Origin of the sequence: Demequina muriae (genome assembly GCF_030418295.1) — a bacterium.
Lineage (GTDB): Bacteria > Actinomycetota > Actinomycetes > Actinomycetales > Demequinaceae > Demequina > Demequina muriae.
Genome location: NZ_JAUHQA010000001.1, coordinates 2,493,632 through 2,506,665, shown reverse-complemented (window position 1 = coordinate 2,506,665; position 13,034 = coordinate 2,493,632). Strand labels below are relative to the sequence as shown.

Below are 13,034 nucleotides of genomic sequence, written 5' to 3'. Positions count from 1 at the left end.
CGATGGCGCGCAGCAAGCATTGGGATGAGCACCCCACCTCCGCTCTCCGTGTCAGCGAGGGCTTTCGTCTCGAGGACTTCGATCGCACCGGCAAGCCCGGGTTCTCCGGGTCGAAGAAGCAGGGCAGACGCCTGAGGAAGGAGCGGGGCACGCTGCTCGCCGACCTCCAGGAACGCCTGTTCGCCCAGGGCCGCGTCGGAGACGACAGGTCGCTCCTGCTCGTGCTCCAGGGGATGGACACCGCTGGCAAGGGTGGCATCGTGCGCCACGTGCTGGGCATGGTGGACCCGCAGGGCGTCCAGGCGCGCGGCTTCGGGGCGCCCACGGAGGAAGAGCTCGAGCACCACTTCCTGTGGCGCATCGAGAAGGCCCTTCCCAAGGCCGGCCACATTGGAGTATTCGACCGGTCGCACTACGAGGACGTGCTCATCGCACGTGTCCATGAGCTCGTGCCCCAGGACACGTGGGAGCGTCGGTACGACGAGATCAACGAGTGGGAGCAGCGCCTGACGGACAGCGGCACCACCATCGTGAAGTGCGCGCTCATGGTCTCGCAGGACGAACAGCTCGATCGCCTGGCGAAGCGCCTCACTCGACCCGACAAGCACTGGAAGTACAGCACGTCCGACCTGGACGAGCGCGCCTATTGGCCCGCGTACATGGAAGCCTTTCAGGCCGTGTTCGACCGCACCTCCACGGATGCCGCGCCCTGGCACGTGATCCCCTCCACGCGCAAGTGGTACGCCCGGCTCGCGGTCACCGAGCTGCTCACCTCGGCGCTCGAGAGCATGGACCTGGAGTGGCCGGCCCCTGACTACGATCTCGACGAGGAACGAGCGCGCATCGCGAATCTGCGACGGCAGGGAGAGTAGGGACGCGCCGGGCCGCGGCCGTCATCCTCCCAGGGCGCGGAGCACCTCGTAGACCATGAACGCAGGCCAGAAGATCCCCTGGAAGATCGCCCCCACGTGCTCCCAGAAGCCCTCGGCGACCTGCCAGTAGTACACGATCCCGCCGAAGATCCCGAGGCCGTAGATGGCCCCGCCCCCGGCCGCTGCCGAGCCGTTGCTGCTCATGTCGGATCCTTCCCTGAATGCCCGTATGGCAGTTCAGGTCTATCAGCAGCGGGGCCGCAGCGCGCGGGGACGCGTGATCCGTCCGCGACCGTCTATCCCTTGCCTTCCCCCGCGACCATCGCCAGCAGCCGACTGAGCGCACGCAGGTACTTCTTGCGGTACCCGCCGCGCAGCATGTCCTGCGAGAAGATCTCCGCGAGCGAATGGCCCGAGGCGACGATGCGCACGTCACGGTCGTACAGGCGGTCCACGAGCGCGACGACGCGCAGCGCCTGCGCCTGGTCCGGCAGCGGCCTCACGCCTCGCAGACCGAGCACCGAGATGCCGTCCACGTACGCGCCGAACCGGCTCGGGTGCACGTGCCGCAGGTCCTCCATGAGTGCCGACCACTCCTCGCAGGCCCCGCCGTCGCGCGCGCACGCCCCGAGGACCTGGTCAACGGTCGCGGGAGCCGGGAACACCAGCTCACCCCGGCCGCGGTAGTCGGGACCGTCGATGGTCGCCACCTCGAACGCCGTCGACACGGCCTGAATCTCGCGCCGGAAGTCGTCCGCCGCGAAGCGGCCCTTGCCGAGCGAGCCCGGCGCGGTGTTGGATGTGGCCGCCAGCGCGACCCCGGCATCGGCCAGCTCGCGCATGAGCCGCGCCATCAGCACCGTGTCGCCCGGGTCGTCGAGCTCGAACTCGTCGATGCACACGAGCGCGAACTGCTGCAGCGCCTGACGGGTGGCCTGGAAGCCCATCGCGCCCACGAGGCTCGTGTACTCGACGAACGTGCCGAACGCGGCCCGCTCCCCCACGTCGCGTGCCATCGACACCAACAGGTGGGTCTTGCCGACGCCGAACCCGCCGTCCAAGTACAGGCCGCGGCCTCCGCTCGAGCGGCGCAGCGGTCCGAGTCCTCGGCGTCCCACTCCGCGTGCGAACGCCTGAGCCTCCTCGAGTGCGCTCTCCTGACTCGGGAAGTCGGGGTCCGGGACGTACGATGAAAAGGAAGCGTCCGCGAAGTGCGGCGGGGGGACGAGGGCCGCGATCAGAGCCTCGGGCTCGACATGCGGCCGCCGTCCGACGAGGCGGGCGGTCATGAGACCACACACTACTGACGCGACAGGCCGCCGTAGGACAGGAGAGCCGGTGACGGAGCCAGACAGGGCGACGACGCTGCGGCGCATCGAGCCCGCGGGAGACGACATCGCGCCTGACCCCGCCGAGGGCGAGATGCGCGCCCTCTACGCGCACCGGCCCGGAACCGTGCGATTGGGGCTCATCCGCTCGCGCGACGGTCGGTGCGCCGGCCCCGACGGCTCCTCCGGCACCCTCACCGGGCCCGAGGATCTCCGCATCCTGCGGACGCTCCGGTCGGTGGCGGACGTGGTGCTGGTCGGCGCGCAGACCGCACGGCGCGAACGGTACGGCGACATCGACCTGCCGGCGGCGCTGACCGCCACCCGGACCTCACTGAGAGCTCCCCGCCCCCACCTGGCGATCGTGACCAGATCGGGCATTCTGCCGCCCGGGCTCACTCCCGCGACCACATGGATCGTGACCGTCTCGGGATCCCGCGCTGCTGCGCTCGGCGGGCCGTGGGCCTCGCAGGTGATCGAGGCCGGAGGCACCGACATCTCCCCGCGAACGCTGCTGCGCGAGCTCGGGTCGAGGGGGCTCACGCGCGTGCTGTGCGAGGGCGGGCCGACGCTCGCAGCGCGCATGCTCGAACGCGGCCTCATCGACGAGTTCTGCGTGACCACCGCGGACGTCGACGGCGACCCTGGCGCGAAGCGAGTGCCGGACGTGCCCGCGAGGCTGCGGCTCGCGCATCGGCTCGCCGGAGGACCGTTCGAGATGGAGCGGTGGGTCGCGCCCCGCTGACGCGCCGCCTGCACTGCCGTCGTGGACGACTACTCTCGGTACTCCACGTTGCCGTCCTTGGTGATCGTCACCACCCAGCCGGGGCACGCCTGCTCTTCGATGCGACCGAGGAGCGCGCCGTCGACCGTCTCCACCCTGATCGCCGTCCCCACGCACTCGCTCAGGAGGGTGTCGCTGGAACGCTGGCCCGGGATTGGCGTCTCGATCTCGGGGTCAGTTCCCTCGATGATGACGGTGACGGGCTGATCGAAACTGTTGATGTAGCCGAGCGCGGGGTGAGCCGCATCGTAGGAGAAGACGCAGCCACTCAGCGTCTCTGCCACCACCACCGCGGTGAGAGCCGTGCGCATCACGCGTCGACCCATCGTCGTGCCCCCACATTCTCAAGAAGCGACGGCGCTCCGAGGCCCTCGTGAGTGCCAGTCCGTGAAGCCCCCAATGGCGCCGCCCGACGTGGCTGACGCACGACCCTAGTGTCCCGTGGGCGTCGGCTTCGGGTAGTGCTCACGATACTTGCGTCGGTAGTTCAGTGTCAGGGCCGCGATCACGGCTCGCCTGCGCGGCGACGCGTCCGCCGGGTTGTGCAACGGGCGGGCGATGCCGCGCTTGGCCGCCCGCACCACGCGCGCTCGCAGGTCGACATCGAGCAGGTAGCGCGTGAGCAGTCGCAGCGGGACCACCGAGTAGAGCACCTCGCGCGTGGCGCGCAGCTGCTCGCGGGGCTCACCGTCGATGTCGGCCATCACATGTCCCGCCGGGTCGGCGCCTGCTGCGGTCGCGTACCAGTTGTTGCGGCCGATGCGCGGGTTGACCTCGAAGAACACATGCTCGCCTGTGCGCGGGTCGCGCTTGTAGTCCGCGTTGGCGAAGCCCCGGTAGTCCACCCGTTCCAGGTAGCGCTCCATGGCGTCCATCGCGTCCGTGTACGGCTCGGTGAGGATGGCCGCCGGAATCCCGAGCGTGCCAGGGGTGTGCTCTTCGAGCAGCACCCTCCCGGTGCACAGCATCGTCACCACGCCCTGGGCGTCGCGATACGCGGTCAGGGAGCGCATCTGCGTCTCGTCGCCAGGGATGAACTCCTGCAGCAGGTACGTGCCGGTGAAGCCGGAGCCCGCGATCCGGGAGAGGAGGTCATCGACCTCGCCTCGCGTCTCGAGGTGCTGGACCTTCTTCTTGCCCGCGTACTCGGCGTAGTGATGCTCCGCCGACGAGCTGGCCTTGCCGATCACGGGGTAGGTCAGCGCGTCCAGTTCGCCGTCGGGCACCGGCACGCCGTCGACGAAGCGCACGGGAACCGTCTGCGGCACGGGGATGCCGAGTGCGTCGCAGTCCGCCTGGAAGGCCTCCTTGGAGGACACCCGCTCGAACGCCTCGAGGGAGCACATGGGGATCTCATAGTGCGGAGCGAGGCGGTCGCGGGCGCGGATGATGGTCTCGACGTACCAGTCGGCGTTCGACAGCAGCACCAGCCGCTCGCCTGCCCGCTCCTGGGCGAGCGTCACGAGTGACTCGACCAGCGCATCGGCATCCTCGACATCGGCGATGCGCACGTCCGCGATGCGCGTCCGCGCAAAGGGACGCGTCTGGATCCGGGAGACGACGACGCCGCGGGTGCCGAGCTGGTCGTGGAACGCCCTCAGCAGCGCGTACGCCCCGATGTCACCGCCGACGACGACGGGAACGACCGGGCGCTGCGTCACAGTGCTCAGGCCTCGACCTCGGAGCGGTCCCCCGACCACAGCGTGTGGAAGGTTCCCTCGGCGTCGACGCGCTTGTACGTGTGCGCCCCGAAGAAGTCGCGCTGACCCTGGATCAGCGCGGCGGGCAGGCGCTCGGCGCGCAGCGAGTCGTAGTACGCGAGCGACGAGGCGAAGGCAGGGGCAGGCACGCCCGTGAGCGCGGACTGCGCGACCACTCGGCGCCATGCCGCCACGCTGCCGGCGACCTCGTCGACGAAGTACGGGTCGACGAGCAGGCTGGAGAGTGCGGCGTCGCGCTCGAAGGCCTCGGTGATGCGATCCAGGAAGCGGGCGCGAATGATGCAGCCCTCGCGCCAGATCTTCGCCATGTCGCCGAGCGCGATGTCCCAGTCGTACTCGTCCGAGGCGGCACGGATCTGGTCGAAGCCCTGGGCGTAGGCGACCACCTTCGAGGCGTACAGCGCAAGGCGCACGTCCTCGATGAAGGCGTCGCGGCTCTCGAACGCGAACTCCTGCGCATCGCCTGCGAGCACGCCCCGGGCGGCCTGACGCTGCGCGACCTGCGACGAGATGGCGCGCGCGAACGTGGCCTCGGCGATTCCGGTGATCGGCACGCCAAGATCGAGGCCGGACTTGACTGTCCAGCGGCCAGTACCCTTCTGCCCGGCCTCGTCCTTGATGACGTCCACGAGCGCCTTGCCGGTGCGGGCGTCGGTCTGACGCAGCACTTCGGCGGTGATCTCGATGAGGAAGGACTCCAGGTCGCCCTGGTTCCACTCCGCGAAGATGTCTGCGATCTCTGCAGGCTCAAGGTCGAGCCCCTGGCGCAGCAGGTCGTACGCCTCGCCGATGAGCTGCATGTCCGCGTACTCGATGCCGTTGTGGACCATCTTCACGAAGTGACCGGCGCCGTCGGGGCCGATGTGCACGCAGCACGGGGTGCCGTCCTCTGCCTTGGCGGCGATCTTCTCGAGGATCGGGCCGAGCGTGACGTACGACTCGGCGGGACCGCCGGGCATGATGGACGGGCCGAGAAGTGCACCCTCCTCGCCGCCTGACACGCCGGAGCCCACGAAGTGGAGGCCCTTGGACGCGAGGTCCTTCTCCCGCCGCATGGTGTCGGTGTACAGGGCGTTGCCCGCGTCCACGATGATGTCCCCCTGGTCCAGCAGCGGCACCAGCGCGTCGATCACTGCGTCAGTGGGGCCACCGGCCTGGACCATGACGACCACCTTGCGCGGCGTCTCCAGGGAAGCGACAAACTCCTCGAGCGACTCGGACCCGATGAACGTGCCCTCGTCGCCGTGGTCCTCGATCAGCGAGTGCATCTTCTGCGCCGAGCGGTTGTGCACCGCCACGGTGAAGCCGTTGCGGGCGAAGTTGCGGGCCAGGTTGCGGCCCATCACCGCAAGTCCGGTCACACCGATCTGAGCAAGTGCCATGGGAGGGTCCTTCTGGTGGGTGTCGGGGTACGGATGCCAGCCTAGTAGAGGGTCGCCGCGTGGCGAACCTGGGGCGTTGCTCTCGCGCACCTAGGCTCGTGGGCATGGCCCGCGATCTCGCATCGGCGCCGCCGGCATTCCAAGAGGCCTTGCGGTCGCTCGCGCACGCGCGCACGCGGCGAGACGTGGTGCTCACCGAGACGCCCGCACCGTCGCGCATCGCGCCGTTCGCGGCCGCGATCGACGGCCACCTCACCGCACGGGACGCCGAGGCCAGCGGGCGGTTCGTGGTGCTGCACGATCCTGAGGGTCAGGATGCGTGGGAAGGGGTGTTCCGGGTGGTCGCGCTGGTGAAGGCACAGGTCGATGCCGAAGTGGGCGCCGACGACCTGTGGGCGCAGGCCGCGTGGTCGTGGCTCGACGACGCGTTGCAGACGGTCCCGCACCGCGCGAGCGGCGGCACCGTGACGAAGACCGTGAACGAGTCCTTCGGCGAGCTCGCCACCCGCCCGTCCGAGGTCCAGGTCGAGTTGCGCGTGTCCTGGACCCCCACCGACACCGACCTCGGACCCCACATCGCCGCGTGGACTGAGCTGATGGCGTCATGCGCCGGCGTTCCCCCCGTTCCGGAGGGCGTGACCGCGCTGCCAGGAGGAGACCGATGACCGACGAGCAGAACGACGACCTCACCGAGGGTGCAGGAGAGGAGGAGGCCACTCCGACGCCGCTGCGCACCCCGGCCGGAGGCGTCCCCGACGTGATCGAGACACCCGAGGCCCTCGCCGAGATGGCGGAGCGGTTCGCGGCAGGAACCGGACCCATCGCCGCGGACGCCGAGCGCGCATCGGGCTTTCGCTATGGTCAGGCGACCTACCTCGCGCAGTTCAAGCGCGAGGGCGCCGGGATCGCGCTGATCGACACCGACGCGGTGTCGGACCTGTCGATCCTGAACGACGCCTTCGGTGATGCCGAGTGGGTGTTCCACGCAGCCAGCCAGGACCTTCCCGGCATGCGCGACCTGGGGCTCACCCCGGCGTCGGTCTTCGACACCGAGCTGGCGGCACGGCTGCTGGGGTGGCCCAAGGTGGGCCTCGCCGCCGTCGTCGAGCGCGAGCTCGGCTTCTCTCTCGCCAAGGAGCACTCTGCGCAGGACTGGTCCACCCGTCCCCTCCCGCCGGCGTGGCTCACCTATGCGGCGCTCGACGTCGAGGTGCTGCTCGAACTGCGCGACGGCCTGTACGCGCACCTCGAGGCCGCGGGCAAGCTCGCGTGGGCGCGCGAGGAGTTCGAGGCCGTCCGCAACGCTCCCCCGGCCGAGCCCCGCGTCGACCCGTGGCGTCGCACTTCGGGCTCCGCACAGGTGCGCGACCAGCGAGGACTGGCGATCGTCAAGTCTCTGTGGGAGGCGCGAGAGCAGGACGCTCAGCATCGGGACATCTCGCCGGGCCGGGTCCTCCGCGATGTCGCGATCGTCGCGGCTGCGCAGGCCAAGCCCCGGAGCCTCGACGAGCTCGTGAAGATCCGGGAGTGGCAGTCCAAGGGCACCAAGCGGCGCGCTGCGCACTGGTACACCGCGATCGAGGCGGCGATGGCGCTCCCTGAGTCACAGCTTCCTGCGAAGCGAGGCCCTCGTGGCGACGGCCCGCCGCAGCCGCGCATGTGGAAGGACAAGCGTCCCGACGCCGCGGCGCGGCTCACGTTCGCCCGCGACGTCGTCGCCGCAGACTCCGACAGGCTCCAGATTCCGGCCGAGAACCTGCTGCAGCCCGATGCGCTGCGGCGCTGCTGCTGGGAGTACCGCTCCGGCGGCGAGGAGTGGATTCGCGACTTCCTCCGCGGTCGCGGCGCGCGGGCGTGGCAGATCGAGCTGATGGCACCACTGCTGGCGGAGGCGTTCGAGGACGCCGAGGATCATCTGGCCGCAGAGGCGGAGTCCGAGCCCTCCGAGTAGCCCACGCCTTCAACTGCGAACCACTATTCGGCCGACACGCCGCACTGCCGAACGCAGAGGACCGTGATCGCCTGCGTGTCGCAGGAGAAATGGTTCGCAGTCAAAGCGCGAGAGGCCCGATGCGGGGCCCGGCCTCGCATGCGGCCGATGCGTGTGCGTCAGCAGTCCGCCGTGCGTGGGCCCAGCGGTCAGGCCAGCGCGGCCACCACGTCGTCGGCGATCGCTGACGCGTCCAGGCCCACCTGCTCGACGATCTGGTCGCGCGCGGCGTGCTGGAGGAACTCGCGCGGAACCCCCCGGTGCATCCACCGGGCGTCGTGCCCCGCGGTCCGTGCCGCAGCAGCCCACTCCTCGCCGATGCCGGCGTCTGCCAGCCCATCCTCGATGGTGACGACGAGTGAGGCGTCGCCGAGCGCGTCCACCAGGCCGGCGGGCACGGGATGGACCCATGTCGCCGTCATCGCGGTGACGCTCACGCCGCCGGCCGCGATCTTCTCTGCGGCGTCGATCGCGGTGGGCGCCATGGACCCCAGGCCCACGACGATGACCTGCGGTTCCGCGCCGTGCTCCGCCAGCACATCCAGGTCTCCGATGGAGCGCACGGCGGGCAGATCATCCCCCACGGGGCCCTTGGGATAGCGCACCACGGTGGGCGCATCGTTGACGTCGAGCGCCTCGCGGAAGGCCCGGCGCATGGTCGGAGCGTCCCGGGGAGCCGCCAGGCGCAGGCCTGGCACGTGACGCAGCAGCGCCATGTCCCACATGCCGTTGTGGCTGGGGCCGTCGTCTCCGGTGATGCCGGCACGGTCGAGCATGAACGTGACGCCGGCGCCGTGGAGTGCCACATCCATCAGCACCTGGTCGAACGCGCGATTGAGGAACGTCGCGTAGACCGCGACCACCGGGTGTCGTCCAGCGAACGCGAGACCTGCGGCGCTGGTCACCGCGTGCTGCTCGGCGATGCCCACGTCGATCACGCGTTCGGGGAACTCGTCCGCGAACGGCTGGAGTCCCACGGGCGCGAGCATGGCCGCGGTGAGCGCCACCACGTCCTCCCGCTCGCGTCCGACGGCGACGATCTCTTCGGCGAAGACCTTGGTCCAGCCGAACCGGCTGGGTTTGACGGGCAGGCCGGTCTCAGGGTGGATGCGACCCACGGCGTGGAACCGATCAGCGACGTCCTCCTCGGCCGGGGTGTACCCGCGACCCTTCTCCGTGAGCACGTGCACGATCACCGGAGCGCCGAAGTCGCGGGCCGCGGTCAGTGCGGCCTCGACCTGACGGAGGTCGTGGCCGTCGACCGGGCCCACATACTTCAGCCCCAGGTCGTCGAACATTCCTGGCTCGGTGATCAGGCCCTTGACGGCGCGCTTGCCGTGCATCACGGTCCGGTAGGCGAAGTTGCGCCACGGCCCGCGGTTCTCGAACGTGCGCTTGCCCCAGCCGAGGAACTGCTCGTAGCGGGGGTTGATGCGAATGCCGTCGAGCTTGCGGGCGAGGCCACCGATGGTGGGCGCGTACGAGCGACCGTTGTCGTTCACGACGATGACCACGCGGTCGTGCGCATCGGCCAGCGAGTTCAGTGCCTCCCAGGCCATGCCGCCGGTGAGCGCTCCGTCGCCGATGACGCCCACGGTCGTGCGGTCGGTCTCTCCCGCGAGCGTGCGGCCACGCGCGATCCCTGCGGCCCACGACAGCGCGGTGGATGCGTGCGAGTTCTCCACCACGTCGTGCTCCGACTCGGCGCGGGACGGGTAGCCCGCCAGGCCCCCGCGCTTGCGCAGGTCGGAGAAGTCCTGCCTGCCGGTCAGCAGCTTGTGGACGTACGACTGGTGTCCGGTGTCGAAGACCAGGGTGTCATGCGGCGACTGGAACACCCGGTGAAGGCCGAGCGTCAGCTCGACGACCCCGAGGTTCGGGCCCAGGTGCCCGCCGGTCAGCGACACGGACGAGACCAGGTAGTCGCGGATCTCTTCCGCGAGCGCGTCGAGCTCCCCGTAGGTGAGCCCGCGCAGGTCCGCCGGCGACGCGATGCGCTCCAGCACAGGCCCTCCTTCGGGTACTTTTCGTCACACCACTCTACGTGCCGCCGAGGCGCCTCGCGGCGCCCTCGCGGTCACGCGACGAGCGACCTCAGCACGTACTGGAGGATGCCGCCGTTGCGGAAGTAGTCAGCCTCACCAGGGGTGTCGATGCGCACCAGCGCGTCGAACTCGACGACGCCGCCGTCGGCCTTGGTGGCCTTCACGGGCAGGGTCTCGGGGTGCTCGCCGGCGCTGAACGCCGCGACGCCCACGATGTCGAACGTCTCGGTGCCGTCCAGTCCCAGCGACGCAGCGGACTGCCCCTCCGGGAACTGAAGCGGCAGCACGCCCATGCCGATGAGGTTGGACCGGTGGATCCGCTCGAAGCTCTCCGTGATGACGGCGCGCACGCCGAGCAGGCTGGTGCCCTTGGCCGCCCAGTCGCGGGACGAGCCGGAGCCGTACTCCTTGCCCGCCAGCACCACGAGCGGAATGCCCTCCGCAGCGTAGGCCTGAGCCGCGTCGTAGATCGAGTCCTGCTGGCCCGTGAGGAGGTTGCGTGTGAAGCCGCCCTCGACGCCCGCGCCGCCGTTCTCGTCGGCCAGCAGCAGGTTCCTCAGGCGGATGTTCGCGAACGTGCCGCGGATCATCACCTCGTGGTTGCCGCGGCGCGAGCCGTAGGAGTTGAAGTCGCGACGCTCCACGCCGTTCTCAGCGAGGTACCGGCCGGCAGGGCTGTCGGGCTTGATCGCACCCGCGGGCGAGATGTGGTCGGTGGTGACCGAGTCGCCCAGCAGCGCCAGCACTCGCGCGCCGGCGATGTCGGCGACGGGCTCGGGGTCCTTGTTCATCCCCTCGAAGTACGGGGGCTTGCGCACGTAGGTCGAGTCCTCGGCCCACTCGAAGGTCTTGCCGTCCGGCGTGGGGAGGCCGGTCCAGCGCTCGTCGCCGGCGAAGACGTCCTCGTAGCCCGACGTGAACATGCCCTGGTTGATTGAGGACTGGACGATGCTCTCGACCTCGGTCGCATCGGGCCAGATGTCCTTGAGGAAGACGTCATTGCCCTCGGAGTCCGTGCCCAACGGCTCGGCGTCGAAGTCGTGGTCCATCGTGCCGGCGAGCGCATACGCGATCACCAGCGGCGGCGACGCGAGGTAGTTCATCTTCACGTCGGGGTTGATGCGACCCTCGAAGTTGCGGTTGCCGGAGAGCACCGAGACCACCGACAGGTCGTGGTCGTTGACCGCCTGCGAGACCTCGTCCGGAAGCGGGCCCGAGTTGCCGATGCACGTCGTGCATCCATAGCCCACCAGGTGGAAGCCGAGCGCCTCGAGGTCGGGCCACAGCCCGGCCTTCTCGTAGTAGTCCGTCACGACCTTCGAGCCCGGCGCCATCGACGTCTTGACCCACGGCTTCACCGCGAGGCCGCGCGCGTTGGCGTTGCGTGCCAGCAGCGCCGCCGCGAGCATCACCGACGGGTTCGAGGTGTTGGTGCACGACGTGATGGACGCGATGACGACCGCGCCGTGATCCAGCTCGGTGGCGGTGCCGTCGGCCATGGTCACGGGCACGCGCTTGTGCGGGCGCGGCCGGTGGTCCTCGGACGTTCCTTCGCGCGGCTCGGGTGCGTCGCCTGCATGAGCCTCGGCGGCGATCGGGTCCGAGGCGGGGAACGTCTCCTCGACCGACTCGTCGAGCCCGTGCGTCTCCTGCTCGTCGTGGTTCACGTAGTCCAGGATCGAGCGGCCGAACGACGTCTTGGCGTCCGTCAGCGCGATGCGGTCCTGCGGACGCTTGGGGCCGGCGATCGACGGCACCACCGACGACAGGTCGAGCTCGAGGTACTCGGAGAACACCGGCTCGACGTACCCCTCGGCCGAGGGGTCGTGCCACATGCCCTGCTCCTTGCAGTACGCCTCGACCAGCGCGACCTGCTCGTCCGAGCGACCCGTGAGCCGCAGGTAGTCGATCGTCACGCCGTCGATGGGGAAGATCGCCGCGGTCGAGCCGAACTCGGGCGACATGTTACCGATGGTCGCGCGGTTCGCGAGCGGCACTGCGCCCACGCCGTCGCCGTAGAACTCGACGAACTTGCCGACCACGCCGTGCTGACGGAGCATCTCGGTGATGGTGAGCACCACGTCGGTCGCGGTCGCACCGGCGGGGATCTCCCCGGACAGCTTGAAGCCGACGACCTTGGGGATCAGCATCGACACCGGCTGGCCCAGCATCGCGGCCTCGGCCTCGATGCCGCCCACTCCCCAGCCGAGCACGCCGAGGCCGTTGATCATGGTCGTGTGCGAATCGGTGCCCACGCACGAGTCCGGGTACGCCTGGGTCACACCGTCGATCTCGCGAGTCATCACGCCGCGCGCGAGGTACTCGAGGTTCACCTGGTGGACGATGCCGGTGCCGGGCGGCACGACCTTGAAGTTGTCGAATGCCGTCTGGCCCCAGCGGAGGAACTGGTAGCGCTCGCGGTTGCGCTCGTACTCGAGGTCGGTGTTGCGCTGCAGTGCGTCGTGGCTGCCGAACACGTCGATGACGACGGAGTGGTCGATGACCATCTCGGCCGGCGCGAGCGGGTTGATGACCGACGGATCGCCGCCGAGCTCCACCACTGCCTCACGCATCGTCGCGAGGTCGACGACGCAGGGAACCCCGGTGAAGTCCTGCATGACCACGCGGGCGGGCGTGAACTGGATCTCGGTGCTGGGGGACGCCTTGGAGTCCCACTGGGCGAGGGCGCGCACGTGGTCCGCGGTGATGTTCTTGCCATCCTCGGTGCGCAGCAGCGCCTCCGCGAGGACCTTGAGCGAGTATGGGAGCTTCTCCAGTCCGGGCACCGCGTCGAGGCGGTAGATCTCGTAGCCCGTGCCGTCCACGTCCAGCGTGGCCTTCGCTCCCAGCGTGTTCTCGCTCATGCACTCTCCTCCGTAGCAGTCTGATGTCCAGTCTATCGGCCACAAGCG

11 protein-coding genes are annotated in these 13,034 nt (G+C 69.7%); 4 read left to right on the top strand and 7 right to left on the bottom strand.

Annotated elements, in window-relative coordinates:
- The first annotated feature begins 2 nt into the window (after nucleotides 1–2).
- Nucleotides 3–872, top strand: a complete 870-nt coding sequence (locus tag QQX02_RS11800; RefSeq protein WP_301143314.1) for a PPK2 family polyphosphate kinase — start codon at nucleotides 3–5, stop codon at nucleotides 870–872.
- A 21-nt stretch (nucleotides 873–893) separates the two neighbouring features.
- Here the strand turns inward: QQX02_RS11800 and QQX02_RS11795 are convergent, their stop codons facing one another.
- Entirely contained in the window at nucleotides 894–1,076 is a 183-nt protein-coding gene (locus QQX02_RS11795) for a hypothetical protein (protein ID WP_301143313.1), read from the bottom strand.
- Nucleotides 1,077–1,168: 92 nt separating this feature from the next.
- The gene (zapE, locus tag QQX02_RS11790; RefSeq protein ID WP_301143312.1) at nucleotides 1,169–2,161 is read right to left on the bottom strand and encodes a cell division protein ZapE; all 993 of its coding nucleotides are present in this window, start codon (nucleotides 2,159–2,161) and stop codon (nucleotides 1,169–1,171) included.
- A 49-nt stretch (nucleotides 2,162–2,210) separates the two neighbouring features.
- Here zapE and QQX02_RS11785 point away from each other — a divergent pair, with 49 nt between their 5' ends.
- The gene (locus QQX02_RS11785; protein WP_301143311.1) at nucleotides 2,211–2,945 is read left to right on the top strand and encodes a dihydrofolate reductase family protein; all 735 of its coding nucleotides are present in this window, start codon (nucleotides 2,211–2,213) and stop codon (nucleotides 2,943–2,945) included.
- Nucleotides 2,946–2,974: 29 nt separating this feature from the next.
- Here QQX02_RS11785 and QQX02_RS11780 read toward each other — a convergent pair whose 3' ends face one another.
- The 3 genes from QQX02_RS11780 to gnd form a co-directional block, all read right to left on the bottom strand.
- Complete coding sequence (locus tag QQX02_RS11780) at nucleotides 2,975–3,310, bottom strand: hypothetical protein (RefSeq protein ID WP_301143309.1); 336 nt, start codon at nucleotides 3,308–3,310, stop codon at nucleotides 2,975–2,977.
- 105 nt (nucleotides 3,311–3,415) lie between these two features.
- A complete protein-coding gene (locus tag QQX02_RS11775) occupies nucleotides 3,416–4,645 on the bottom strand; it encodes a carboxylate--amine ligase (protein ID WP_301143307.1) in 1,230 nt (409 codons plus the stop codon).
- A 5-nt stretch (nucleotides 4,646–4,650) separates the two neighbouring features.
- Nucleotides 4,651–6,087 carry an NADP-dependent phosphogluconate dehydrogenase gene (gene gnd, locus QQX02_RS11770; protein ID WP_301143305.1) on the bottom strand — a complete coding sequence of 479 codons (1,437 nt, stop codon included), beginning with the start codon at nucleotides 6,085–6,087 and terminating at the stop codon, nucleotides 4,651–4,653.
- Between the two features lie 104 nt (nucleotides 6,088–6,191).
- Here gnd and QQX02_RS11765 point away from each other — a divergent pair, with 104 nt between their 5' ends.
- Entirely contained in the window at nucleotides 6,192–6,752 is a 561-nt protein-coding gene (locus QQX02_RS11765; RefSeq protein ID WP_301143304.1) for a DUF3000 domain-containing protein, read from the top strand.
- Nucleotides 6,749–8,038: an HRDC domain-containing protein gene (locus tag QQX02_RS11760; protein WP_301143302.1), complete on the top strand. Its 1,290-nt coding sequence runs from the start codon at nucleotides 6,749–6,751 to the stop codon at nucleotides 8,036–8,038. Before QQX02_RS11765 ends, QQX02_RS11760 begins: the two co-directional genes overlap by 4 nt.
- 188 nt (nucleotides 8,039–8,226) lie before the next feature.
- On the opposite strand, the gene dxs is transcribed toward QQX02_RS11760, so the two are convergent.
- Together dxs and QQX02_RS11750 are read right to left on the bottom strand one after the other, a co-directional pair.
- Nucleotides 8,227–10,083 carry a 1-deoxy-D-xylulose-5-phosphate synthase gene (dxs, locus tag QQX02_RS11755; RefSeq protein ID WP_301143301.1) on the bottom strand — a complete coding sequence of 619 codons (1,857 nt, stop codon included), beginning with the start codon at nucleotides 10,081–10,083 and terminating at the stop codon, nucleotides 8,227–8,229.
- A 71-nt stretch (nucleotides 10,084–10,154) separates the two neighbouring features.
- Nucleotides 10,155–12,986, bottom strand: a complete 2,832-nt coding sequence (locus QQX02_RS11750; protein ID WP_301143300.1) for an aconitate hydratase — start codon at nucleotides 12,984–12,986, stop codon at nucleotides 10,155–10,157.
- Nucleotides 12,987–13,034: the final 48 nt, after the last annotated feature.